Origin of the sequence: Pontibacillus chungwhensis BH030062 (genome assembly GCF_000770675.1) — a bacterium.
In the GTDB taxonomy this organism is placed as follows: Bacteria; Bacillota; Bacilli; order Bacillales; family BH030062; genus Pontibacillus; species Pontibacillus chungwhensis.
The window spans coordinates 141,822-167,270 of sequence record NZ_AVBG01000001.1 but is presented as its reverse complement, the minus strand read 5'-3'; the positions used below and the strand labels follow the sequence as shown (position 1 = coordinate 167,270).

Sequence of the window (25,449 nt, the reverse complement as noted above, 5' to 3'; positions counted from 1 at the left end):
ATTTATGAACTCCCTTCACCTAGTTTTTCTATAATAATTTGAGTAACCACATTCGCCAAAATGTTTCCAGCTGTCTTAGGTGCAACAATTCCAGGCAATCCTGGAGCTAAAAGTGCTTTTACACCTCGTTTTTCAGCATATCGAAAATCGGTTCCGCCTGGTTTAGATGCCAAATCAATGATTAACGTGTGTGTCGGCATCGTTTGGATTACACTTGCTGTTAAAACATGAGCAGGAATAGTATTGATAACAATATCGCTGTCGTGTGTATGTTCTTTAATATCTTTCATAGAAAATGGGATGAGTCCCATTTCGGATATACGTGCTAGATCCTCTGATTTTCTCGCTCCCACTTTGACTTTTGCTCCTAGAGATGCAAACACCCGGGCTACACTCATCCCAACGCGACCAAGGCCAAGTACAGTCACTTTAGAAGAGTGGATTGTGAAATCAGTGTGTTGAATTGCCATCATAATTGTTCCTTCTACGGTTGGTATAGAATTATAGATGGCCACGTCATTTCGATCGAATAAAGGTATCAGCGTTCGCTTTGTTTCATCTGTAATGCCTGTTAAATATTTATTTGTAATCCCGGTAAAGATCAAGCAGTGCTTAGGTGTCTTCTCTAGCCATTCCTTCGTTAGGGAAAGAGATTGATTTGAAAAAATTGTATCAATTTTCCCATCTGTGTTTGTTCCTGGCACTGGCAAAATGACCGCATCAAGCCTCCCAGGATCCACTTCATCAAAATCGACTTGCTTTGCCCCTGTAAAACCATGATCCAGTTGATCAAAACCTGTAAGAATTAAGGTCGCATCCCATTCACTTAGTCTGCGAATAACCTCCAATTGCCTCGCATCTCCACCAAGAATTCCAATTGTATATCCAGTTAGCATTCCATTCACCTCGCCTTGCATGGAATAATATCTCTTGATTCTCTCCTATCCTATGAGGGGTGAAATCGAATGGTGAATGTCTTATGTAAATCATCTTTTCTTCCCTTTCCTCAAAGGAATGGTATTCCGCATAAGCCCCCCTTATATGTGTAGATAGGGCCGTTGCGTTTGTTGAGTGCTTGGAGTGTCTGGGGAACGACTCGCTTTCCGCGGGCGAGCTGTCGAGCCTCCTCCTTCACTACGTTCAGTCTGGGGTCTCGTCGACCTCTTTCTCCCGCAGGAGTCTCCCCGTTCCCCAGACACCCCTGGCTCTAGTTTTACGAACGGCCTCTCATCTTAAGGATGGTGAAAGTGGCAGGCTTTCCACATAAGACAGTTTCCGTTACACCATATATAGCAAAGGTGGGCCTGGAAACTGCGAGACTCCCGTGGGATAAAGAGCCTAGGTGAGACCCCGCAGCCCGGCCCTGCCGGGTGAGGAGGCTCACCAGCTCTCCACAGGAAAGCGAGTAGTTTCCAGGCCCTCCTTACACTCAATTAAAGTTAACGGAAACATTCTCTCAACTTCGAATATCCAACAATAGGGCCTAATTGTTGAAATAGTTCAGTAATTAATTGTGTTACAGAAAAGAGTAAGAGTTAAAATAGAAGAAAATAAAAAAACCGCTCTGAGTTATATAACTCAGAGCGGTTCATTGGCTATTGGTATGGTACTGAAACAGCAATTTACTCTTTTGGGTCAATGATAATCATATCATCACCGATTTTTTGGATATCAGACCAGTGAAGTTTTATTTCAGCCCCTTCTTTTTTCATCCCAAACCATTTGTAGTTAGGAATAATAAAAGAATGGATATTTCCTGTGTTCGGATCAATTTCTAAATCCGTTTGCCCTAACACACCGAGTCTAGAGCCGTGTCTTACATCTACAATCTCTTTTCCGCTAAGTTCACGATATCTCATATTCATCGCTCCTTTATAAAACTCTATGAAGAAAAGGAACGCGGTATGAACACCATCTACTCTTCAATCGGTGAAATAATAGAAGAAGATTGATTTCCAGTGAATACAGCTTTTAAGACATGGTCTACAGATTCGTGCGTTACACTATCAATTTGAGTCACCATTTCATCTAGTGTTCGGTGACGACCTAACATGAGTTCATTTTTACCATTTCGACTCATCCGGCTATTAGTGCTCTCAAGTCCTAACATAATACTTCCTTTTAGCTGCTCTTTACTGTTCTCAAGCTCTTTATTGGATAATCCATCACGAATAAATTCATTTACCGTGGTGTCGATTGTTTCTTGAAGTACTCCTAATTGATCTTTACCTGTACCACCATAAATTGTTAAGAGCCCACTGTCTGCGTGAGAACTGTGGTATGAAAAGATCGAATAAGCTAACCCTCGTTGCTCACGAACTTCCTGGAACAACCTAGAGCTCATGCTTCCACCTAATACATTATTCAAAACGACTAAGCTGAATACGCGATCATCTCCGATTGGCAGACCGTCATATCCTAAGCAAAGATGCGCCTGTTCTGTATCCTTTTTGCGACGAATGGCACCTGTTTGAAAAGCAGGTTTAGTAAATGGATCCGGACTATGTTGACTCGTATAACCTCCAAAGCGATCCTCTACGTCTTTAAAGAATGATTCGTCAACATTTCCTGCTACCGAAACGACTACATTACCCGGAATGTATTGCTGATCCATATAGGACCTAATGGATTCTGGTGTAAATGACTTTAGCGTTTCTTCTGTACCTAGTATCGGATAACCTAATGGATGGTTGCCATATGTAGCCTGGGCCAATAAATCATGGACGATATCATCAGGTGTATCTTCATACATTTTTATTTCTTCGAGGACTACTTTCTTCTCACGGTCCATTTCTGTTTCATCAAACGTCGAGTTAAAGAACATGTCTGATAATATATCAAGAGCTTTTTTGGCATGTGTATCCAATACTTTTGCATAGTAGCACGTATATTCTTTTGACGTAAACGCATTAACTTGTCCGCCAATTGAATCAAAACTCTCAGCTATTTCACGAGCAGAACGTGTTTTAGTTCCTTTAAAGAACATGTGCTCAATAAAATGTGAGATTCCGTTGTTTTGTTGATTTTCATTTCTTGATCCCGTTTTCACCCATACTCCAATTGTAACAGAGCGGACGTTCGAGATTTCCTCCAACACGATTCTAAGCCCGTTGGAGCAGGTATATTTTTTAACCAAAGGTCATCCTCCTAAAATTAGTGCTTAATCGATGAGCATATTACTTTAAGCGCTTCTCATCTAACATCTTGGTGACTGTATCTATTGTATAGTCTTTTTGTTTAATTTTCAAAATAAGGTCGTTTAATCCATTTTGAACAGATGTTGTAGGGTGCATGAGTACAAATGATCCACCTTCTAACTTACTCATAACTCTTCGAATCATAACTTCTGGAGCAGGCTTTTTCCAATCTATTGTGTCAACCGTCCACAAGATCGTCTCCATGCCCAGAAGATCTGCCTGTTCGACCACTTCATCTGTCCAACTGCCACTTGGAGGAGCAAACCATTTTGGTTTTTCCCCTGTGATAGCTTGGAGGATATCGTTCGTTTGTTTAATTTGTTTTTGTATTTCATCTTTAGATATTTTTGACATGTCAGGGTGGTTGTATGCGTGGTTACCAATTTCATGACCCTCTTCTTGAATCATTTCAACTAGATCTACATTCTTATTGGCCCATTTCCCTTCAATAAAAAAGGTTGCTTTCACTTTATTCTTTTTAAGTATGTTTAAGATATCTGGAATATATTCTTCTCCCCAGGAAACGTTTATATTTAAAGAGACCATTTCTTTGTCAGGATGACCTCTAAATATAGGTGCTGCAGGTAGATCGTTAAGAGAGACTTCTGGTTTAGTTTGTTTATATACGAGTAACGATTCCTCAAACTTCCCCTTCTTCTTCATCTTTTTATACGATTTGTCTATGTCTACCTCTAGACCGTTTAAACCAGGCATCTTCTTCCACACATCATGAATAACCGCATCCTCTGCAGGTTTCTCGTATTCGCGAGCCTTTTCTTCAATTTCCTTATACAACGCATCTTCCGTATTCGCAACAGGTGTCGCTTGATCCTTCATACTCGTCAAATAAGAAGAGGAATAAGGATTCTCAAACGCCTTATAAGAAACAAGCAACATACAAACAAACACCACAATCGGCACAAACCGCCTCATCACCACCACTCCCCTCTACCACAACCTATGTAAAGAAAGGACAAGGTAGAACAGAAAAGCGCAAGGGGCTGTTTAGAGGCGTACGGATAAGCAAGCTACTGTAAGTCTGCGCAGCAGACTGGAGGTAGCTTGCTTATCTCGCTAGCCTCTAGCCCCTGAAGCTAGACATCCGAAAAGCGCAAGGGGCAAAGAGGAAGCTCGACTAAGACCGTCACCTCCTGTGACAACGCCGAACTGACCTGCGTCCTGCAGGCCCGCATAAGCAAGCTGACGGAAGTTCGCGCAAGCGTCCTGCAGCCAGATTGCTTATGACGCTAGGGGCTAGGAGCCGGAGCTGGACAACAGAAAAGCGCAGGCGGGGTGCCCAGGGCCGTACGGATAAGCAAGATGGCGGAAATAAGCGTAGCTTATTGTAGTCAGATTGCTTATCTCGCTAGGCCCTCCCCGCCGGAGCTAGACACCCTAAAAGCACAATCAAAAACTCACCAAAACCAACATCTAAAATAAATCAAATAATTATGTATAAAAAAAGAAACTGGCTTGCCAGCTCCTTTTTGCTATACTACTCTGTAGTTTCTTGTTGCTTTTTTTCTTCAATGATGACGTCTTTGTGAGATAGATTGACACGACCTTGGTTGTCGATTTCTTTAACTTTAACCTTCAACTGATCTCCAATTGCTACAACGTCTTCTACTTTACCTACTCGTTCTTCAGCTAATTGAGAAATGTGTACTAAGCCATCTTTCCCTTTAAATAGCTCAACGAAAGCACCAAATTTCTCGATACGTTTAACAGTACCAAGGTACGTTTCTCCAACTTCGACTTCTCGAACCAAGTCTTCGATGATCTGTTTTGCGTTACGGTTCGCTGCTGCATCTGTAGATGAGATGAAGATTTTACCGTCTTGCTCGATATCGATTTTAACACCTGTTTCTTCGATAATCTTGTTGATTTGTTTACCACTTGGTCCAATAACGTCACGAATCTTATCAGGCTTAATTGCCATTGTAAGAATTTTCGGAGCGTATGCAGAAAGCTCTTCACGTGGCTGTTCGATTGTTGCAATCATGCTATCTAGGATTTCTTTACGTCCAGCTTTCGCTTGTGTAAGTGCATCCTCTAGAATTGAGCGAGATAAACCTTCAATCTTAATATCCATTTGTAGAGCAGTTACACCTTTTTCTGTACCTGCTACTTTAAAGTCCATATCTCCAAGGAAGTCTTCCATACCTTGAATATCAGTAAGAACTGTATAATCTTCGCCTGATTTCACAAGACCCATCGCAATACCAGCTACAGGTGCTTTAATCGGAACACCAGCATCCATCATGGCAAGTGTACTTGCACAAATACTTGCTTGTGACGTTGAACCATTAGATTCTAATACTTCTGACACAAGACGTACCGTATAAGGGAAGTCCTCTTCTGATGGTACCACTTTCTCAAGAGCACGCTCACCTAATGCACCGTGGCCGATTTCACGACGACCTGGTCCACGCATTGGGCCTGTTTCACCAACACTAAAGTGAGGGAAGTTGTAGTGGTGCATAAAGCGTTTTGATTCTTCTAAGTCAAGACCATCAAGAATTTGAACATCACCTAAAGCACCAAGTGTACAAATGCTTAAGGCTTGAGTTTGTCCACGAGTAAACAATCCAGAACCATGTGTACGAGGTAAGACTCCTACACGAGAAGACAATGAACGAATTTCTTCCGGTTTACGCCCGTCTGGACGGATCTTTTCTTTCGTGATTAAGCGACGAACTTCTTCTTTGACGATTTTATCAAGAACAGATTTGACTTGACTAATCTTTTCAGTCTCAGCATCAGCATCTTCGTATTCAGCAACCACATTGTTCTTAACTTCTGTGATCGCTTCATCACGAGCATGTTTTTCTTCTGTTTGAATTGCTTTAACTAGTGCGTCTTTTGCTTTGCCTTCAACTTCTGCAACGATATCTGCATCAAGTTCAAACAGCGTTACCTCACGTTTTGCTTTTCCAACTGCTTCTACAACTTCTTCTTGGAAAGCAACAAGGCGCTTGATTTCTTCATGACCAAACATAATTGCTTCTAACATGACTTCTTCAGGTACTTCATCCGCTCCTGCTTCTACCATGTTTACAGCGTCTTTTGTACCAGCTACTGTTAGTTGAATGTCGCTTTTTTCTTGCTGTTCAATCGTTGGGTTGATGATGAACTCTCCATCAACACGACCTACAATTACACCTGCGATTGGACCGCTAAATGGAAGGTCCGAAATAGATAATGCAAGGGATGACCCTAACATTGCTGCCATTTCTGAAGAACAATCCTGATCCACACTCATTACTGTACTAATTACTTGTACTTCATTACGAAAGCCGTCTGGGAAAAGAGGACGGATTGGGCGGTCAATTAGACGTGAAGCAAGAACTGCTTTCTCGCTTGGACGTCCTTCACGCTTAATAAATCCACCTGGGATTTTACCTACAGCATATAATCTCTCTTCGTAATTAACAGTAAGAGGGAAAAACGGCAAGTCTTTTGGCTCTTTAGATCCTGTTGCGGTTGCTAAAACAGATGTGTCTCCGTATTGCACCATACATGCTCCACTTGCTTGTTTGGCTAACTCTCCAATATCTATACGTAAAGGGCGGCCAGCTATTTCAGTGGAGAAAACTTGTTTTTCTTCTGCCATTTGTATGTTAACACCTCTCATACTCAATCTTATATTCTCATTCTTATTGTGCATAAGATTCCTCTTATGTATTAATTTTAGCTATAGAAAAAGCGGGAAATCATCCCGCTTTTAACTACTTAACGACGTAGGCCTAGTTCTTTAATTAATTCACGGTAACGAGTTACATCTTTGTTACGTAAATAGTTTAAAAGGTTACGACGTTTACCTACCATTTTTAGAAGACCACGACGAGAGTGGTGATCTTGCTTATGAGTACGTAAATGCTCGTTTAATTTTGTAATCTTTTCAGTAAGGACAGCGATTTGAACCTCAGCGGATCCAGTATCGTTTTCGTGTGTCTTGAACTTACTAATGATTTCATTCTTACGTTCTTGTGTGATAGCCATCCTATTCACCTCCTAAAATTTTATCGAACCCCTATCCCCTAGCAAGCGTCGGTGATTTCGACTTGCCAAGCGATGGTTCCTGTGCACGCAGCACAACTATTAATGTACATGTTTTTAAGGAAAAATGCAAGGGGAACCCGGAATTCTACGCAAAAAAGTTACGAATCTCGGCTTCATCTTTCTGAAGTTGCTCAATTAGATGATCTACTCCATTAAATTTCTCTTCATCCCGGATAAATGCATGCCATTCTACCGTTAACTCTTCTCCGTATAAGTCCTTTTCAAAATCGAAGAGGTTAATTTCAACAGACAGTACTCTTGTGTCTTGGAAGGTGGGTTTATACCCTATATTCGCCATTCCATAGTATGAAGAGTTATTGTAAAGGACTTTTACAGCATAAACCCCTACTTTAGGAAGCAAATACTCTTCAGAGACATAAAGGTTTGCAGTGGGAAAACCTATTGTACGTCCTCTTTGATCCCCTGTAACCACCTTACCTCGAATCTGATAGGGCCGTCCAAGCAATTCATTTGCTAAAGCAATGTTTCCTTCTCTAATTGAGTCTCTAATTAGTGTAGAACTGATTTTTTTCTCATGCTCCGTCACTTTAGATACGACGGTTTGAGATAAATATTCTCCTCCGTGAGTAGGGAGGGTATCCATAGTTCCTTTCCCCATTCGTCCATATGTGAAATCAAAACCTGCTACAACATGAGACACATGTAAACCAATAAAATAATGATTCACAAATTCCTGAGGTAATAAACCTGCTAAATCTTTGTTAAATGTCACAAGATAAACACGATCAATCCCTAAATCTTCTAAAACCTTTATTTTATCCTCTAAGGGAGTAATGTATTTCACATGCTGGGTTTCTTTCTTCAAAACAACAGACGGATGAGGATGAAAGGTCATAACAGCACTAGTTCGACCCGTTTCATCAGCTATTTGCTTAGCTGTACGAATGACCTCCTGATGTCCGCGATGAACCCCATCAAAATAACCTACAGCTAATACAGTATCAGGCAGGTCTTGATACTTGAGTGTATGGGGATGTTGTAGTTCATAAATTTCCATTTCCTCTCACCCTCTTTTCCTTACACGTTTCATTCGTATTGAAAGACTCGGACTGGCTTAATTAAATGTGGTTTCTTTGGGTGTACTTGGTAAAGCGCAAGTAATTTACCTTCTTGACTAACCATACCGAATGGATTTGTTTCTGGCAATATAGAAGGCTTAGGAAAAACCATACCATGGTAAACCTGATCTTCTTTTCCTGTTTCGACAAGAAGATTGCCAAGATGTCGCACACCTCTTTCTAAAGGTTGCAAGAGCTGAGCTAGGTTTTGCTCATCTCTTGCCTTTTCTATCTGTTCAAACGTGAATGACTCATTTGTTGTAAAAGAACCAGAAGCGGTACGGACCAAGGAAGACATATGAGAAGGGTATCCCAACTCTTTTCCAATGTCCACACAAAGCGTACGAATATAAGTACCTTTTGAGCAAGTAATATCAATGGTAAAGGAAGCTTTCCCATTATGATAAGATACCTCTTCAGATGTTAGATTTATATCATAGATCTGAACGGTTCTTTCAGGTCTTTCTACTTCCAAGCCTTCCCTGGCATATTCATACAAACGCTTACCACCCACGCGTACAGCAGAATACATAGGGGGAACTTGAGTGATTGTACCCGTAAATGATTCTAACACACTTCTAATTTCATTCATGTTTATTTCTTCTACCATTTTTTCAGAGATGATAGAACCGGTTTGATCTTCTGTTTCGGTAGCTGTGCCTAAAGTTACTTCTGCTTTATATACTTTTTCAGACTCCGTTACATAAGAAGAAATTTTGGTTGCCATTCCAACACACATTGGGAGAACCCCTTCTACATCAGGGTCAAGAGTGCCAGTATGGCCAACCTTTTTAGTTCTTAATATACCTCTCATTTTCATCACGCAATCGTGTGATGTCATGCCTTTTGGTTTCCATAAAGGGATGATCCCATCCATCATAAAAGCCCCCTCACCTTATTACTTGAGTATGTATGGGTTTTATTAAAAATAAAAAGAGTGCCCCTCAAAGGGACAGTCCCCCTTGTGTGTATACACATCATACAATGGTATATGCCACATTTCAGGGGAGCAGCCCCCTTGTGGGACACCCTCTACCAGATTTTATTCGTTTGTATCATTTAAATCTTGCAGAATTGTTTCAATACGATTCCCGTATTCAACAGCTTCATCAAATTCAAACATAATTTCTGGTGTTTTACGAAGGCGAATTCTTCGTCCAATTTCGGAACGAATAAATCCTTTCGCTTTAGCTAAGCCGATAAGTGTATCTTGTTTCTGTTTATCATCACCCAAAACGGAGATATACACTTTAGCTTGTTGTAAGTCACCTGTTACTTTCACTTCTGTGACTGTGACAAATCCAATGCGAGGGTCTTTAATCTTACGACTAATAATGTCTCCCATTTCTTTTTTCATTTGCTCACCGACACGGTTTGCTCTTAAATCACTCATTAATTTTCACCTCTTTATTCTGAGGGAGGGCTACAACCATTCCAAATTTGTTGTGGTGCGTTCAATTTCTGGAAAAGAGTCGATCATCGCTAACACTCGATTGATCTCTTTTTCAGCCTGAACTTTGTCACTAGAAATCGTGACAAAGCCAAGGCCTGTTCGTTGCCAAACATCTTGATGATCCAATTCTGCTACAGCAACATTATACTCATTATGAGCTCTTGTTAAGATTCGGCGCAATACCGAACGTTTTTCTTTTAAAGAATGAGCATCATATATGAGGCATTCTACTTCGACGGAAGCGATCATTTACGTTCGATCTCCTGCATTTCGAAAGCTTCAATGATGTCACCTTCACGGATATCATTGTAGTTTTTGATTGTTATACCACATTCATACCCTTTTTGAACGGTTTTTGCATCATCTTTATAACGTTTTAGTGCATCAATTTCGCCTTCATATTGAACAATACCATCACGGATAAGACGAACGCCACCTTCGCGTTTAATAACACCTTCTGTTACATAGCTTCCGGCAATCGTTCCAACTTTAGAAACTTTGAAGATTTCACGAACTTCTGCTTGACCTACAATTTTTTCTTCAAATTCTGGGTCTAAAAGACCTTTCATAGCACTTTCGATTTCTTCCATTACCTTGTAGATAATACGGTGAAGTCGAATGTCTACGTCTTCAGATTCTGCCGTACGCTTTGCGTTTACATCAGGACGAACGTTAAATCCGATTACCACTGCATTAGAAGCAGATGCAAGGATGATGTCTGATTCTGTAATCGCACCCACTCCAGTGTGAATAATTTTAACCTTCGCACCCTCTACATCAATTTGTTGTAAAGAAGAAGCAAGAGCTTCTGCAGACCCTTGTACGTCTGCTTTAATAATGATGTTAATTTCTTTTATGTCACCTTGTTTAATTTGTTCGAATAAATCATCAAGGCTAACTTTTGCTTTTTCACCGCGGTTTTCTTCAATCATACGCTGTTGACGAGCTTCCCCAACTTGACGGGCTTTCTTCTCATCATCAAACGCCACGAAGCGATCTCCTGCTTGAGGCACGCCGTTTAGTCCAGTGATCTCAACTGGTGTAGATGGTGGAGCCACTTTCACACGACGTCCTAAGTCATTTACCATCGCGCGGACACGTCCAAACGTATTACCAACAACAATTGGGTCTCCTACGTTTAACGTACCATTTTGCACAAGTAATGTTGCTACAGAACCGCGACCTTTATCTAATTCAGCTTCAATAACTGTACCCATCGCCAGACGATTTGGGTTTGCTTTTAATTCTTCTACTTCTGAAACAAGGACGATCATTTCTAGAAGATCATCGATCCCTTCCCCTTTTACGGCTGAAAGTTCTACGAAGATCGTCTCTCCACCGTACTCTTCAGGAACTAAATTATATTCCATAAGCTCCTGTTTCACACGATCTGGATTCGCACCCTCTTTATCCATCTTATTAACAGCTACAATAATAGGAACTTCAGCAGCTTGAGCGTGGTTAATAGCTTCTTTAGTCTGAGGCATAACCCCATCATCTGCTGCTACAACTAGTATTGCAATATCCGTTACTTGAGCACCACGAGATCGCATACTTGTGAATGCAGCGTGACCTGGTGTATCAAGGAACGTAATCTTCTTATCATTTTCTTCTACTTGGTAAGCACCAATATGCTGTGTGATTCCACCAGCTTCCCCTGCTGTCACTTTCGTTTTACGTATGGAATCAAGAAGAGTTGTTTTACCATGGTCAACGTGGCCCATGATTGTTACGACTGATGGACGTTCTACCAGATCAGCAGGATCGTCATCAGAGATGTAGTTTTCAAAATCCGTCTCATCTACTACAATCTCTTCTTCAGCTTTCACTCCGTATTCATCACAGATCAGTTCAATGGTGTCAGGATCTAGGTCCTGGTTTTTTGTAGCCATTACGCCAGAGAACATTAACTTTTTAATGATTTCAGAAGATTCTCTAGATAGCTTTTCAGCTAGCTCTGATACCTGCAAACTACCGGTGTACGTAATTTTTTCTGGTAGTTGTGGTTTCTTAGCTTGAGGGCGCTGTTGTTGATTGTTACGGTTTTGACCGCCACGGTTGTTTCGCTTGTTATTTTGGTTTTGCTTTTTGTTATTATTTTTAGTGTTTTTATTCATACGATTATCCTGATCTTTCTCACGTTTTTTCTGACCGCCATCCTTTTGGTTATTAGATGGCTTCGCAGAACCTTGTGAGTTATTTTGTTTCTTTTCTGCTCCCTTTGCTTGAGGGTTCTGGTCACTTTTCCCTTTATTATATACACCATCAAGACGAGTTTTTGTGTCGTCTGAAATAGTGGACATATGGTTTGAGACCTCTATATTCATGTTTTGTAATTTCGTTAATACATCTTTACTGGTTACATTTTTCTCTTTGGCATATTCATAAACACGCATTTTCGTCATACGTTCACCCCCGAATAGATTCATCGAGCATCGATGTGATTTTCGTTGCGAAACCACGATCGGTTATAGCCAAGGCTACTCTGCCTGATTTCCCTATCGCACTGGATAATGTGTCCCTATCAACAACTTCCCGATAAGGGACTTTATAGAAGCTACATTTATCCACTAGCTTCTTTTTAGTGTTTATCCCCGTGTCATTTGCTATTAAAACCAGGCAGGCTCGTTTTCGTTGTATATCACGAACGATGGCTTCTTCACCTAAAGTACATTTTCCGGCTCGAAATGCAAGTCCAATCATATTGAGGAATTTCTGATTCATGTTAATCCTCTTCTACCATTTCTAGAAGCTGATCATAAAGCTCCTGATCTACTTTGGCCTTTAAATGGTGGGACAGAATACTTTTTTCTCGAGCGGTTTTAATGACTTCTGCATCCTTAGTTAAATAAGCACCTCGGCCGTTCTTCTTTCCGGTTTCATCAATAAAAACTTCCCCGTCTTTATTTCTTACGACACGAATTAGCTGTTGTTTAGGTAGCATTTCTTTGGTAACTACGCATTTTCTTAATGGTGTTTTTTTGTTCTTAGCCATTTCGAGTCCCCCTTATTCGAATAGATCTTCGTCTACTTCAGAATAAGCGTCCTCTTGATGTTCACCAGGAGTAATCGTGCCATCTTCTAAAGCATCCGATTCACTCTTGATGTCAATTTTCCATCCAGTCAATTTAGCAGCAAGTCGGGCATTTTGTCCACGCTTACCGATTGCTAGAGAAAGTTGATGGTCCGGTACAACGACTGTTGTTGCTTTTTCTTCTTCATCTACTAATACCTCTACTACTTTCGCAGGGCTTAAGGCATTTGAGACGAATACGACAGGATCTTCTGACCACTGTACGATATCAATCTTTTCACCTTTTAGCTCATTCACAATTGCTTGTACCCTTTGACCACGTTGTCCTACACAAGAACCAACTGGATCAATTTCTGGGTCTGGAGCATGAACAGAAATCTTAGAGCGATCCCCTGCTTCACGAGAAACAGATTTAATTTCAACTGTTCCATCATAAATCTCAGGTACTTCCATTTCAAATAAACGCTTAAGAAGACCTGGATGTGAGCGAGACACATAAATATGAGGCCCTTTGTTTGTGTTTTCAACTTTTGTTACAAATACTTTTATACGATCATGAACATGATATTCTTCTGTCGGCATTTGTTCACCAACAGGAAGACGGGCTTCAACTTTACCAAGATTAATGTAAGTAAATCTTGCATCTTTACGTTGAATAATCCCTGTCATCACATCTTCTTCACGATCAACATATTCACTAAAGATCACACCGCGTTCAGCCTCGCGCACACGTTGAGTAACAACCTGCTTAGCAGCTTGTGCTGCAATACGGCCAAAGTCCTTCGGTGTTACTTCAATTTCAATTACATCATCAATATCATAGTTTGGATCGATTTTTTTGGCTTCATCTAGAGAAATTTCTTGTTGTGGGTCCATAGACTCTTCAACAACAAGTTTGCGGGCATAAACGTGCATGCCTCCACTTACTTCATCAAGATCAACACGAACATTCGTGGCTGATTTAAAATTCTTTTTATAAGCAGAAATAAGTGCTGCTTCTAATGCTTCCATTAGAAGGTCTTTGTCTATTCCTTTTTCTTTCTCTAAGTAATGAATGGCATCAAAAAGCTCACTACTCACCGTTTCTTCCCCCTTTAATTAAAACTGACAGCTAACCTTGCTTTTGCAATGTTGTCAAACGGTATTTCATATGTTTTCTTACGTGTTTTGATTGTTACTTCTATAGAAGCTGTATCATTTTCAAAGGATAGTAAACGTCCTTCGAATTCTTTTTCACCATCAATATGTTCGTATACTTTTATATTCACATTATGGTCTACGTATTTTTCAAAGTCTTTTCTCTTCTTTAATGGGCGTTCAGCACCAGGTGATGATACTTCTAAAAAGTAAGGGAAGGTAATGGGATCTTGAGCATCTAGTTTCTCGCTTAACTGCTCGCTAACCTGGCCGCATTCTTCGATATCAACCCCACCCTCTTTATCAACGTAAACTCGTAGAAAATAGTTTTTCCCTTCCTGTTGAAACTCAATGTCTACAAGTTCAAGGTTCATATCTTCAAGGATTGGTTGAATGAGTTCTTCAGTTATTTCCGTAACATTCTGGCTTCCCAATGGAATTCCCTCCTTTTTATTATTGCTAGCTGGATAAGCCGATACGCTAAAATTCCCTGCTGAGACAGCAGGGAATTCGTTCGGCGGTCAAATTCGGAAGTAATACGAAAGAGTGGGTTGCCCCACTCTTTTACTCTCATACGTATCTTCTGTCATACCAACAAAAATATACCACACACACGAAATTTTAGCAAGCCATGGTTCATAAACAGTTAGAACAAGGATAACTGGTTTTTATCAGGTAGTCCTTCTAAGCACCCATGTTCATCTAAATATTCTAAAACAGTTTTAGAAATGCGGCTTCGCTCTCGGAGATCCTCTTTTGATAAGAACTCTCCATCTTCTCGTGCTTTTACAATATTAATGGCAGCGTTTGTTCCTAATCCGTCAATAGAGTTAAATGGAGGGATTAATGTATTCCCGTCTACAATAAATTCGCTTGCAGCAGAGCGATACAAGTCCACTTTTTGGAAAGAGAATCCGCGTTCTTGCATTTCAAGAGACAATTCTAAGACCGTCAACAAGCTCTTCTCTTTCGGAGTGGCGTCTAACCCTTTACCATTAATCTCTTTAATACGTGTACGGACAGCTTCTGATCCTTTCACCATCGTGTCAATGTCAAAGTCACTAGCACGTACCGTGTTATAAGCAGCATAGAAATAAATAGGGTAATGGACCTTAAAATAAGCGATACGAACAGCCATAAGAACATAAGCGGCTGCGTGTGCTTTCGGGAACATATATTTAATCTTTTTACAAGATTCAATATACCAATCTGGCACACCGTGCTTCTTCATTTCGTCGATCCATTCAGGCTTTAAGCCGCGTCCTTTACGAACAAACTCCATTATTGTAAAGGCTGTAGGAGCTTCTAATCCCTTGTGCATTAAATACACCATAATGTCGTCACGACACCCAATTACTTCAGAAAGTGTACATATACCATCGCTGATAAGTTGATCAGCGTTATTTAACCAAACATCCGTACCATGAGATAGTCCAGAAATAATGACAAGTTCTGCGAATGTAGAAGGCTTTGTGTCTTCTAACATTTGACGAACGAAACGAGTACCAAACTCGGGTACACCAAGTGTCCCTGTTTTACACATAATTTGATCAGGTTCTACCCCTAACACTTGCGGGCCGCTGAAGATCTTCATTACTTCTTCATCATCTGTAGGGATCGTTTTAGGATCTATACCACTTAAATCTTGTAGCATCCTGATAACTGTTGGATCATCGTGTCCGAGAATATCAAGCTTTAAGAGGTTATCGTGAATGGAGTGGAAGTCAAAGTGTGTCGTCATCCACTCAGATGATTGGTCGTCTGCAGGATATTGTATAGGTGTGAAATCATAAATATCCTGATCATCAGGAACAACAATAATTCCCCCAGGGTGTTGTCCGGTAGTTCGTTTCACTCCAGTACAGCCTTGCACCAATCGGTCTACTTCAGCACCTTTATATTGAATTTCATGGTCCCCTGCGTAACCTTTAACAAATCCGTATGCTGTTTTCTCAGCAACTGTACCTATTGTACCCGCACGGAAAACTTTATCTTCACCAAATAAAACCTTTGTGTAATTGTGTGCTCTTGGCTGGTATTCTCCTGAGAAGTTTAAGTCAATATCGGGTACCTTATCCCCTTTAAACCCTAGGAACGTTTCAAATGGAATGTCCTGGCCATCTTTCTTATACGGTACACCACAATCAGGACAGTCTTTCTCTGGTAAATCAAAACCAGAACCTACTGATCCGTCCGTAAAGAATTCAGATTTCTGACATTCATTACAGACATAGTGAGGTGGTAAAGGGTTAACTTCAGTGATATCGGTCATTGTAGCTACGAAAGACGAACCCACTGACCCACGAGAACCAACCAGATAGCCATCATCTAAAGATTTCGTTACAAGTTTCTGTGAGATTAAATAGATAACAGCAAAACCGTTTCCGATAATACTATCCAGTTCTTTTTCGATTCGTTTTTCAACAAGCTCAGGGATAGGATCACCATAAATACTTCTAGCCTTATTGTAGGTCATCTCACGCATCTCATCATTAGCACCATCAATATTTGGCGTGTATAGATCATCTTTAACCGGTTTGATTTCTTCAATTGAATCTGCTATCTGCTGTGAATTCGTTACAACAACCCTTTTAGCAGTTTCTTCATCTAAGAAAGAGAAATCATCTAGCATTTCATTTGTGGTTTTAAAATGCACATCAGGTTGTGTTTGTCGGTTAAGGGGATTACCACTTTGAGAAGCAATTAGGATTTTTCGATAAATCTTCTCATGCTCATCTACATAGTGAGTATTTCCTGTAGCGACAACAGGTTTATCTAATCGATCTGCCATATTGATTAAGTTCTTTAAGATATCATATAAATGAGCTTCATTTCTAATAAGGTCTTTCTCGATCAAATGGTAATAGTTTGAAGGAGGCTGTACCTCAATATAGTCATAAAACTCAGCCACTTTCTCCGCTTCATCTTGTGACTTCTGCATCATCGCTTCAAATACTTCACCTTTATCACATCCGCTACCAATTAGTATTCCTTCCCTATACTTTTTCAGTACGGACCTAGGAATACGAGGGACACGATAGAAATAATTCACAAGGGACATGGACACAAGCTTGTAAATGTTCTTTAGACCTGTTGGGTTTTGCGCTAACAAAATGGCATGTGAAGGGCGGGAACGTTGGTATGCGTTTCCTTCCCCCATATATTTGTTCAAGTCCTTGTGATTTGTAATGTCTTTTTTCCGAGCTTCTTTTAATAATTTCCACAGCAAGTATCCAGTTGCTTCAGCGTCATAGATCGCCCTGTGGTGCTGAGTCAGTTCAATGTCAAATTGCTTACATAGTGTATTAAGACGGTGGTTCTTAAGCTGCGGAACAACGAGTCTTGCGAGCTCTAACGTATCAATAACAGGGTTCGATGCTTTCTCGTAACCAATCTTCTTCAAACCTGCATTTAAGAAACCCATGTCAAAGCTTGCGTTATGAGCGACTAATATAGAATCACCCATCCATTCATGGAAAGCTTTAATGACATCATCAGGGTCTGGGGCATCTTTTACCATGTCGTCAGTAATCCCCGTAAGATCAGTCGTTGTTTGACTTAAAGGTTCATGAGGGTTAGCAAAGGATTCAAAACGGTCAATAATTTCGCCTTCTTTAATCTTAACAGCCGCTAATTCGATAACCGTATCATAAATAGCTGACAAACCTGTAGTCTCTACGTCAAAGACCACGTATTCATCTGTTGCTAGATCTCTGTCTTGTTCTTCATAAGCGATAGGTACACCGTCGTCTACAATATTGGCTTCCAATCCATAAAGGACTTTAACACCATTCTTACTCCCTGCTGCATAGGCTTCTGGGTATGCTTGTACAACAGCGTGATCGGTAATAGCCACAGCTTTATGCCCCCATTTAGCCGCTTGTTCAACTAAACGAGAAGCTGATACCGTAGAATCCATTTGGCTCATCGTAGTGTGGGCATGGAGTTCCACTCGCTTTTGCCCTTCTGGTGCTTCATCTTTACGAACGATAGGCTTAACTTCATTAATATCTGAGCCCATCATCGTTAATTCGTTCGTATAGTTATCGGTCTGAACGCGACCTTTAGCCTTAATCCACATGCCTTTTTTCAAACGTTGGAACTTCTCTTCATCGTCATCTCTTCGAGAGAACATTTTCACCTGAATAGAATCAGTGTAGTCGGTCATTTTGGCCATAAGGAGATGGCGGCCTGAACGAAGCTCTCTTATTTCAACATCAAAGACATAACCTTGGATGACCATTGTGTTTTCTTCCTCTTGAATGGATTCAATTTTTTCAGGAACATCTTTAATGTTATAACCAATGAGTAGGGGACCTTCATGTAGAACCTCATCATCATCTTTATCCTTAGCACGCTGTTCTTTCTCTTGGATTGCCTTTTGTACAATGTCTTTATCCTCTTGCTTCTTTCGCTCCTTAAACTGTTCTAGAGCTTCCTCTGAAGAACTCACTTCAACCGTAAGAACATATAGCGATGCTCCTACACGATTACAGAAAGCTTGGAATGGTTCGCTTAACCGACGTTTCAATGCATGAGCTTCTGCATCATTACGTGCGTGCAAAATAAGTTTATTTCCATCTATTTGAGGACGCTGCTCATGTAATAAATCCTTATAAGCAGGTGAGAGATCTGGTATTGATTTTACAAAGTGAAGCCAGTAATCACAAATTCCATCTTCATCAAGCTTCTTCTCATCTGTTTCAATTGACCATGTAATGGTTGCAATATGATGAAAGGCTTCATAAAGTTTCGTCGTAAAAACAGCATAAACATCAGGTGGTAAAACTTTAGGGATATAAAAGTAAAAGTGCCACTCTTTTGTTGGCTTATGCACTGATAATTTCGTCAACTTGCTATCTTGAAAATGTTCGTTCACAAGATCCTCTGGCATTTCGATTTGCTTTAGGAGCAACTGCATTTTTTCTATCTGTGAAAGGTCCATGCTTCATATCCTCCCCTTCATAAGCAAAGAGAGGTACCTTCGCTGACGAAGGTACCTATTTTCCACTTACAATTCTTTTAGTAATGCTTTAATATGATCAACTAGTTCATCTTCATGCACTTCAGATTGTTCACCCGTTGTGCGAATCTTACTTTCAACGACTCCTTCATCCGCTCGTTTACCTACTGTAATACGAAGTGGAATTCCAATCAAATCGCTATCAGCAAACTTTACACCTGCACGCTCTTTACGATCATCATATAATACTTCAATACCCTCATCTTTTAGAGTCGAATATAGACGCTCAGCTAATTCTTTTTGTTCATCTTTTTTTACATTTAGTGCTAAAAGATGAACTTGATAAGGAGCAACTTGTTTTGGCCATGTAATACCTGAATCATCATGATACTGTTCTACAATTGAAGCTAACGTGCGTGATACTCCAATTCCGTAACAACCCATAATGAGTGTTTGATTCTTTCCGTTTTCATCAAGGAAATTAGCACCCATTTTTTCTGCATAGAACTGACCAAGCTTGAATACATGTCCTACTTCAATACCTTTTGCAAATTGAATGGTTCCTTCACCATCTGGAGATGGATCTCCTTCTTGAATAAAACGAAGGTCCGCGTAATGGGTAACCTCGAAGTCTTCACCAGGTGTAACATTTGTGTAATGGAAACCATCTTCATTGGCTCCACAAGTGGCATTAGCAAGACTCTTAACGGCATAATCTGCCACAATGTCGATCGTTTCAGGAGCACCAACCGGACCTAAGGAGCCAAAGCCTGCACCAATGGCTGCTTTCACTTCTTCTTCTGAGGCTAAGTCGATTAAGCTGGCATCATAAAGATTCTTTAGCTTAACGTCGTTCACCTCATGGTCACCACGTGTAAGAACCATGACTAACTTTTCATCATCGATCTTAAACATAATGGCTTTCATACCTTCTGCAGGTGAATGTCCAAGTGCATCAGCAGCTTCGGCCATCGTCTTACAGTTTGGTGTAGCGACTTTTTCTCGTTCTTTCGGTTGCTCTGTTGAAGCTTCATACGTATCTACAACTGGAGCCATTTCAATATTGGCTGCATAACTACTTTTATCTGAGTAAGCAATTGTGTCTTCACCAACTTCAGATAAAACCATAAATTCGTGTGTATCCTTACCACCCATAGCACCTGAATCGGCAATAACAGCACGGAAGTTTAAACCAAGGCGAGTGAAGATGTTCGTATAAGCTTGGAACATGCGTTCATAAGCTTGATCAAGACTTTCATTAGAACTATGGAAAGAATACGCATCCTTCATTAAGAATTCTCTACCGCGAAGCAACCCAAAACGAGGGCGTTTTTCATCTCGAAACTTGGATTGAATTTGATAAACTGTTAATGGCAATTGTTTATAACTCTTTACTTCATCACGAATAATAGCTGTTACTTCTTCTTCATGAGTAGCACCAAGAGCAAATTCACGATTGTGACGGTCGTTCATCCGCATTAACTCAGGACCAAATGTGTTCCAGCGCCCTGTTTCTTTCCAGTATTCAGATGGTTGAAGCGCCGTCATATTCATTTCAAGAGCGCCCGCATTTTCCATTTCTTCTCGAACAATCGCTTCTACTTTTCGTAATACTTTCGTACCTGCTGGTAAAAAGGAATAAATACCAGAAGCTACTTTTCGGATGAAACCGGCACGAACTAGTAGTTGATGACTTTTAATCTCTGCATCAGCAGGATTTTCACGTAGTGTAGGTAAGAGCATTTCACTCTGTTTCATCCTCATTCACCTCGTCTCTCTATTTACTTATAAAAATAATCTTTGAATATCGTTCCAGGTTACTACAATCATTAATAACATGAGAAGAGCAAAACCAATGAAGTGTACAATAGCCTCTTTTTGAGGTTCAATTGGTTTCCCTCTCACCGCTTCGACACCTACAAACAGTAAACGTCCGCCGTCAAGGGCCGGAAGAGGTACAAGGTTAATAATCCCAAGATTAATACTTAACATAGCAATCCATGGCAAATAATTCGCCCAACTCATACTAACGACTTCATCAGTTGCATTGTAGATCCCTACAGGACCTGATAACTGATCAATGGATAATTGACCTGTAACCAACTTCCCGAGGTTTGTCAAAATCATTGTTGTGATTTCATACGTTTTAGTAAACCCATATGTGGCTAATGTAGTGAAAGATTTTTCTTTAGGTTGGAAAACTCCTATCTTTCCAACTTCTTCACCATCACGCTCCATAACTCCTGTTTTGACTGGGATTGTTAAACTTTCCCCATCTCGAACAATAGAAAGTTCTACGGTTTCATTAGGCTTTTCTTGCAAGGATTCCACAAGCTCAACCCAAGTTCCTACATTTTCTCCATCAACAGAAGTTACTTTATCTCCTTGTTGTAACCCTGCTTCTTGAGCCGGCCCATCCTCTGTTAGCTTACCTAAGGTCGATTCGTTAGAAGGAACCCCTTGAATCATAGCAAGGAGATAAAAGATTACGATGGCGAGCAGAAAGTTCATCATTGGGCCCGCAAATAATTGCATGGCACGTTGAGATACTGTCTTTGAAGCAAATTGACGATCATAAGGTGCAATCTGCGTTTCTTTCTCATCCATCACAAACATAGCATCCGGTTCAACTTCAAATAGAAGCTTTTCATCTTCATCAAGCTCATACCCTTGAATCATTAACTTATGATCTAAGTCAGCTTGTTCGACTTCAATTACTCTCGCATTTGGATATTTAGACTTATTGTTCACGATAATTCGATTTACCTTGCCAGATTGGCCAAATTCGAGACCAATATGATGGCCTGGCTTTAAGTCGACAATTTCAGGATCTTCTCCTGCTACACGCACATAACCACCAATAGGCAATAAACGAATTGTGTATAGTGTTTCATTTTTCATAAATGAAAAGATTTTGGGACCAAATCCAATTGCAAATTCACGAGCCAACATGCCTGCACGCTTAGCGAATATTAAGTGACCCAGTTCATGAACAAATACAAGCAATCCAAACATGAATATAAATGCTAATATAGTTGGCAAAAATAGCACCTACCTTTTACTTTACGTATGATTTGATTCTTGTTCGTGTTTCTTGATCAACCGCTACGATCGTGTCTAGAGTTGGCTTGGGGATGACCTCATGCTCTTCTAGCGCACGTTCAATTAACGCTTCAATCGTTAGGAAAGAAATCTTACCTTCTAAGAAAAGCGCTACAGCTTGTTCGTTTGCAGCGTTTAATACAGTAGGCATCGTTCCTCCCGCTCTCCCAGCCTCATAAGCCATTCGTAAGCAAGGAAAGCGGTCGAAATCCATTTCTTCAAAGTGAAGTTTTCCTATTTCTACTAAGTTTAACGTTTTCGTTTCCTGCATTTCAAGTCGATTAGGAAAAGTTAACGCATATTGAATCGGAACACGCATATCAGGAGTGCCTAATTGAGCAATTACGCTTTTATCCTTGAATTCAACCATAGAATGAATGACACTTTCTCGATGTTGAATGACATCAATATCGTCATAAGAAATATCAAAAAGCCAATGAGCTTCTATTACCTCTAAGCCCTTGTTCATCATAGTCGCTGAATCAATCGTAATCTTTGCCCCCATGCTCCAGTTAGGATGATTCAGAGCATCCTCCACTGTCACACCTTCAAGGTCAGAACGGGACTTGTCACGAAAGCTACCACCAGATGCTGTAAGAGTGATCTTGTTAACATCCTTACGATTCTCTCCGTTTAAACATTGATAAATAGCAGAATGTTCGCTATCCACTGGTAGGATATCAACTTGATTCTTTTTAGCTGCTTCCATAACTAGATGACCAGCTGTAACAAGCGTTTCCTTATTGGCAAGAGCAACTTGTTTATGTGATTCAATTGCTCCAAGTGTGGCTTCTAGCCCTACACTTCCCATAATAGCGTTGACCAATATGTCTACATGATCATGAGTTGCAATTTCTTTCATGCCATTAGACCCTGCCAAGATTTCTGCTTGTACATTCTGTTCACTGAGTTTTGTTTTGGTTTCTTCATCTTGAACAACGATGATAGCAGGGTTAAATTCTTCAACTAAAGGCAAGGCTTTTTCTACGTTTCGTCCAAATGCCATCGCAAACAGCTTGAATTCTTCCGGATGGTTGCGTATAACGTCTGTGGTCTGAATTCCTATTGATCCAGTTGACCCTAACAAAGCTATATGTTTCATTCCTCACGCTCCTATGCTAATTTAATCCTATGATATAAATTGGATAAAATGCAGAATGGGAAGCACAAAAATTAAGCTATCAAAGCGGTCTAGTACTCCTCCATGACCTGGCAACAACTTTCCTGAGTCTTTAACTGAATAATGTCGCTTGTAGGCTGACTCAACTAGGTCCCCAATTTGACCAAATATGGCAATTAGAACAGCTCCGGCAAGAACGACGAACATTGATTTGTCAAGTGGCGCTAACAGGTGGAAAATAATAGCTACCACACAAGCTAACAAAATTCCTCCAAGAGAGCCTTCAATTGTTTTCTTAGGGCTAATTTGTGGCCATAACTTACGTTTCCCCATCGCTTTACCAAAGAAGAAAGCTCCAGTGTCGGTTGCCCAGATCAGCAATAATGTGAAAAAGACATAATGAACACCGAACTCATCCACATTTCTAGTCATAATTAGATAGTAAAATCCCATCCCTACATATACAGCAGATAGCAATAAGAACCCTGCTTCGTCAAAAGTAAATTTGTTTTTAACAAGAACTGTGTAACCTAAGAGAATAAAGACAGCTAGTAATGTAAATTCTGCCTTGGTCATATCAATTACCCCCGAAAATGTTTCTTCAGGAGCTAACAGAACCCATAAATGGACAAAAGATACAACCCCTGGAAACGATATAGGGGAGATTCGTCGCATTCTCATAAGTTCAGCAAGACCAATTGTAGCAAAACCATATATTAGAATGACAAACGGAAGTTGTCCAAAAAAGAATATAGGAATGATTAACAAACCAAATATAATCGCCGTAACGATTCGTTGTTTCATAACAATTTCAACACCTTATACCCCTCCATAACGTCGCTTTCGCTGTTGGTAATCATGGAGAGCTTTTTCGAATTGACCTTCATCAAAGTCAGGCCATAATACTTCTGTAAACCAAAATTCAGCATAGGCAAGTTGCCATAGTAGATAGTTGCTCAATCGCTGTTCTCCACTCGTTCGTATTAACAAATCAGGATCTGGCAGCTGGTGTGTGTAAAGATGTGAGGCGATCATCTCTTCTGAAATAGCCGACGGATGTCCCTTTTCATCTATGACTTGCTGAGTTACCTGACGTACGGCTTGAACGATTTCATCACGTCCGCCATAGTTAAGAGCAAAATTTAATATAAGTCCTGTATTGCCTTGGGTTTGTTTTTTAGCGTTTTCTACAGCTTTCTTCGTATGAGGAGGTAGCTTATCAATATGCCCTATGGTCTGAACTCTCACGTTATTCTCCATTAACTCTGGTAAATATGTGTTGAGGAACTCATCAGGCAATTTCATTATAAATTCTACTTCGTTTTTGGGACGTTTCCAATTCTCTGTAGAGAAAGCATACAACGTTAGGACGCCGACGTTCAAGTCCGTAGCGCGACGAACGATTTTTTTGACAACATCCATTCCCTCTTTATGACCAGCGACGCGAGGTAAGCCTCGCTTTTTTGCCCATCTTCCATTTCCGTCCATAATAATGGCAACATGCCTAGGAATATTAGTACGGTCGAGTTGTATTGATTCTGTCGGTGTCATCTTCTTTTTAAAAAAAGGAAGTTTTAGTACCATGCGTGATCCTCCATTTGGGGGGCGTTAATTGTATATGTATAGAAAAATGAGGCTTTCGCTTATTAGCGAAAGCCAATCATCTGCACACCTTGACTAGCCCAAAAATGAAAAACCCCCTTCTAGCAAGAGGGTTCATCATTCATTGTACAAGGAAATACATTAAACTTCCATGATTTCTTCTTCTTTAGTCTTAGCAACTTTGTCGATCTCTGCAATGTTTTTATCTGTTTCTTTTTGCACGTCATCTTGATAGCTGCGAAGTTCGTCTTCTGTAATATCTCCATCTTTCTCAAGCTTCTTGAGTTGATCATTTGAGTCACGACGAACATTACGTACTTGAACTTTTGCTTCTTCTGTATATTTCTTCACAACTTTAACAAGGTCTTTACGACGCTGTTCATTTAGAGCTGGGATGTTAATACGTACAATATTACCATCACTAGATGGTGAAAGACCAAGGTCTGCTTTTTGAATTGCTTTTTCAATCTCACTGATTGATGATTTATCAAATGGTGTAATGACTAACATACGTGCTTCAGGAGCAGAAATGGTTGATAGTTGGTTTAGTGGTACAACCGCACCATAGTAGTCTACTTTAACACCATCAAGGATAGAAGGATTCGCACGTCCCGCGCGTACGGTAGCTAATTGACGTGTAAATGCGCGCACCGCTTCTTCCATTTGTTCTTTTGTTTGCTGTAATACTGTTTTAGGCATG

Annotated in this window: 22 protein-coding genes; all 22 read right to left on the bottom strand. The window is 40.3% G+C overall.

Going from position 1 to position 25,449, the window contains the following annotated elements:
- Positions 1–2 precede the first annotated feature (2 nt).
- The 22 genes from dpaA to frr all read right to left on the bottom strand — a co-directional run bounded on the left by dpaA (position 3) and on the right by frr (position 25,448).
- On the bottom strand, positions 3–896 hold the full coding sequence (gene dpaA / locus N780_RS00820; RefSeq protein WP_036779793.1) for a dipicolinic acid synthetase subunit A: 894 nt from the start codon (positions 894–896) through the stop codon (positions 3–5).
- 726 nt (positions 897–1,622) lie between these two features.
- Positions 1,623–1,859 carry a YlmC/YmxH family sporulation protein gene (locus tag N780_RS00815; RefSeq protein ID WP_036778810.1) on the bottom strand — a complete coding sequence of 79 codons (237 nt, stop codon included), beginning with the start codon at positions 1,857–1,859 and terminating at the stop codon, positions 1,623–1,625.
- Between the two features lie 56 nt (positions 1,860–1,915).
- On the bottom strand, positions 1,916–3,136 hold the full coding sequence (locus N780_RS00810) for a M16 family metallopeptidase (protein ID WP_036778809.1): 1,221 nt from the start codon (positions 3,134–3,136) through the stop codon (positions 1,916–1,918).
- 40 nt (positions 3,137–3,176) lie between these two features.
- Entirely contained in the window at positions 3,177–4,133 is a 957-nt protein-coding gene (locus tag N780_RS00805) for a polysaccharide deacetylase family protein (RefSeq protein WP_438942495.1), read from the bottom strand.
- Positions 4,134–4,692: 559 nt separating this feature from the next.
- A complete protein-coding gene (pnp, locus tag N780_RS00800; RefSeq protein WP_036779791.1) occupies positions 4,693–6,810 on the bottom strand; it encodes a polyribonucleotide nucleotidyltransferase in 2,118 nt (705 codons plus the stop codon).
- Between the two features lie 119 nt (positions 6,811–6,929).
- Entirely contained in the window at positions 6,930–7,199 is a 270-nt protein-coding gene (rpsO, locus tag N780_RS00795; protein ID WP_036778804.1) for a 30S ribosomal protein S15, read from the bottom strand.
- A 145-nt stretch (positions 7,200–7,344) separates the two neighbouring features.
- The gene (gene ribF / locus N780_RS00790) at positions 7,345–8,277 is read right to left on the bottom strand and encodes a bifunctional riboflavin kinase/FAD synthetase (RefSeq protein ID WP_036778802.1); all 933 of its coding nucleotides are present in this window, start codon (positions 8,275–8,277) and stop codon (positions 7,345–7,347) included.
- A gap of 29 nt (positions 8,278–8,306) precedes the next feature.
- The gene (gene truB, locus N780_RS00785; RefSeq protein WP_036778798.1) at positions 8,307–9,215 is read right to left on the bottom strand and encodes a tRNA pseudouridine(55) synthase TruB; all 909 of its coding nucleotides are present in this window, start codon (positions 9,213–9,215) and stop codon (positions 8,307–8,309) included.
- Positions 9,216–9,380: 165 nt separating this feature from the next.
- Positions 9,381–9,731, bottom strand: coding sequence for a 30S ribosome-binding factor RbfA (gene rbfA / locus N780_RS00780; protein WP_036778795.1), 351 nt, complete (start codon positions 9,729–9,731; stop codon positions 9,381–9,383).
- 30 nt (positions 9,732–9,761) lie between these two features.
- Positions 9,762–10,040, bottom strand: coding sequence for a DUF503 domain-containing protein (locus N780_RS00775; RefSeq protein WP_036778792.1), 279 nt, complete (start codon positions 10,038–10,040; stop codon positions 9,762–9,764).
- Positions 10,037–12,196, bottom strand: a complete 2,160-nt coding sequence (infB, locus tag N780_RS00770; protein WP_036778790.1) for a translation initiation factor IF-2 — start codon at positions 12,194–12,196, stop codon at positions 10,037–10,039. Before infB ends, N780_RS00775 begins: the two co-directional genes overlap by 4 nt.
- A 4-nt stretch (positions 12,197–12,200) precedes the next feature.
- Complete coding sequence (locus N780_RS00765) at positions 12,201–12,515, bottom strand: L7Ae/L30e/S12e/Gadd45 family ribosomal protein (RefSeq protein WP_036778788.1); 315 nt, start codon at positions 12,513–12,515, stop codon at positions 12,201–12,203.
- A 1-nt stretch (position 12,516) separates the two neighbouring features.
- The gene (gene rnpM / locus N780_RS00760; RefSeq protein ID WP_036778786.1) at positions 12,517–12,786 is read right to left on the bottom strand and encodes an RNase P modulator RnpM; all 270 of its coding nucleotides are present in this window, start codon (positions 12,784–12,786) and stop codon (positions 12,517–12,519) included.
- A 12-nt stretch (positions 12,787–12,798) separates the two neighbouring features.
- Complete coding sequence (gene nusA / locus N780_RS00755; RefSeq protein ID WP_036778782.1) at positions 12,799–13,905, bottom strand: transcription termination factor NusA; 1,107 nt, start codon at positions 13,903–13,905, stop codon at positions 12,799–12,801.
- 14 nt (positions 13,906–13,919) lie between these two features.
- Positions 13,920–14,396, bottom strand: a complete 477-nt coding sequence (rimP, locus tag N780_RS00750; protein WP_036778780.1) for a ribosome maturation factor RimP — start codon at positions 14,394–14,396, stop codon at positions 13,920–13,922.
- Between the two features lie 212 nt (positions 14,397–14,608).
- Positions 14,609–18,907, bottom strand: a complete 4,299-nt coding sequence (locus N780_RS00745) for a PolC-type DNA polymerase III (protein ID WP_036778777.1) — start codon at positions 18,905–18,907, stop codon at positions 14,609–14,611.
- 66 nt (positions 18,908–18,973) lie between these two features.
- Positions 18,974–20,683, bottom strand: coding sequence for a proline--tRNA ligase (locus N780_RS00740; RefSeq protein WP_036778775.1), 1,710 nt, complete (start codon positions 20,681–20,683; stop codon positions 18,974–18,976).
- 27 nt (positions 20,684–20,710) lie between these two features.
- The gene (rseP, locus tag N780_RS00735) at positions 20,711–21,967 is read right to left on the bottom strand and encodes an RIP metalloprotease RseP (RefSeq protein ID WP_036778771.1); all 1,257 of its coding nucleotides are present in this window, start codon (positions 21,965–21,967) and stop codon (positions 20,711–20,713) included.
- A 16-nt stretch (positions 21,968–21,983) separates the two neighbouring features.
- A complete protein-coding gene (gene dxr, locus N780_RS00730; protein WP_036778769.1) occupies positions 21,984–23,129 on the bottom strand; it encodes a 1-deoxy-D-xylulose-5-phosphate reductoisomerase in 1,146 nt (381 codons plus the stop codon).
- A gap of 27 nt (positions 23,130–23,156) precedes the next feature.
- Positions 23,157–23,951, bottom strand: coding sequence for a phosphatidate cytidylyltransferase (locus N780_RS00725; protein WP_036778766.1), 795 nt, complete (start codon positions 23,949–23,951; stop codon positions 23,157–23,159).
- 15 nt (positions 23,952–23,966) lie between these two features.
- Complete coding sequence (gene uppS, locus N780_RS00720) at positions 23,967–24,731, bottom strand: undecaprenyl pyrophosphate synthase (protein ID WP_036778764.1); 765 nt, start codon at positions 24,729–24,731, stop codon at positions 23,967–23,969.
- A 159-nt stretch (positions 24,732–24,890) separates the two neighbouring features.
- A complete protein-coding gene (frr, locus tag N780_RS00715; protein ID WP_036778761.1) occupies positions 24,891–25,448 on the bottom strand; it encodes a ribosome recycling factor in 558 nt (185 codons plus the stop codon).
- Position 25,449: the final 1 nt, after the last annotated feature.

What these genes read in the sequence shown, in the direction of transcription:
- dpaA (WP_036779793.1), bottom strand. Translation starts at nt 896, where the DNA reads ATGCTAACTGGATATACAATTGGAATTCTTGGTGGAGATGCGAGGCAA.
- N780_RS00815 (WP_036778810.1), bottom strand. Translation starts at nt 1,859, where the DNA reads ATGAGATATCGTGAACTTAGCGGAAAAGAGATTGTAGATGTAAGACAC.
- pnp (WP_036779791.1), bottom strand. Translation starts at nt 6,810, where the DNA reads ATGGCAGAAGAAAAACAAGTTTTCTCCACTGAAATAGCTGGCCGCCCT.
- rpsO (WP_036778804.1), bottom strand. Translation starts at nt 7,199, where the DNA reads ATGGCTATCACACAAGAACGTAAGAATGAAATCATTAGTAAGTTCAAG.
- ribF (WP_036778802.1), bottom strand. Translation starts at nt 8,277, where the DNA reads ATGGAAATTTATGAACTACAACATCCCCATACACTCAAGTATCAAGAC.
- truB (WP_036778798.1), bottom strand. Translation starts at nt 9,215, where the DNA reads ATGGATGGGATCATCCCTTTATGGAAACCAAAAGGCATGACATCACAC.
- rbfA (WP_036778795.1), bottom strand. Translation starts at nt 9,731, where the DNA reads ATGAGTGATTTAAGAGCAAACCGTGTCGGTGAGCAAATGAAAAAAGAA.
- N780_RS00775 (WP_036778792.1), bottom strand. Translation starts at nt 10,040, where the DNA reads ATGATCGCTTCCGTCGAAGTAGAATGCCTCATATATGATGCTCATTCT.
- infB (WP_036778790.1), bottom strand. Translation starts at nt 12,196, where the DNA reads ATGACGAAAATGCGTGTTTATGAATATGCCAAAGAGAAAAATGTAACC.
- N780_RS00765 (WP_036778788.1), bottom strand. Translation starts at nt 12,515, where the DNA reads ATGAATCAGAAATTCCTCAATATGATTGGACTTGCATTTCGAGCCGGA.
- rnpM (WP_036778786.1), bottom strand. Translation starts at nt 12,786, where the DNA reads ATGGCTAAGAACAAAAAAACACCATTAAGAAAATGCGTAGTTACCAAA.
- N780_RS00745 (WP_036778777.1), bottom strand. Translation starts at nt 18,907, where the DNA reads ATGGACCTTTCACAGATAGAAAAAATGCAGTTGCTCCTAAAGCAAATC.
- N780_RS00740 (WP_036778775.1), bottom strand. Translation starts at nt 20,683, where the DNA reads ATGAAACAGAGTGAAATGCTCTTACCTACACTACGTGAAAATCCTGCT.
- dxr (WP_036778769.1), bottom strand. Translation starts at nt 23,129, where the DNA reads ATGAAACATATAGCTTTGTTAGGGTCAACTGGATCAATAGGAATTCAG.
- N780_RS00725 (WP_036778766.1), bottom strand. Translation starts at nt 23,951, where the DNA reads ATGAAACAACGAATCGTTACGGCGATTATATTTGGTTTGTTAATCATT.
- uppS (WP_036778764.1), bottom strand. Translation starts at nt 24,731, where the DNA reads ATGGTACTAAAACTTCCTTTTTTTAAAAAGAAGATGACACCGACAGAA.
- frr (WP_036778761.1), bottom strand. Translation starts at nt 25,448, where the DNA reads ATGCCTAAAACAGTATTACAGCAAACAAAAGAACAAATGGAAGAAGCG.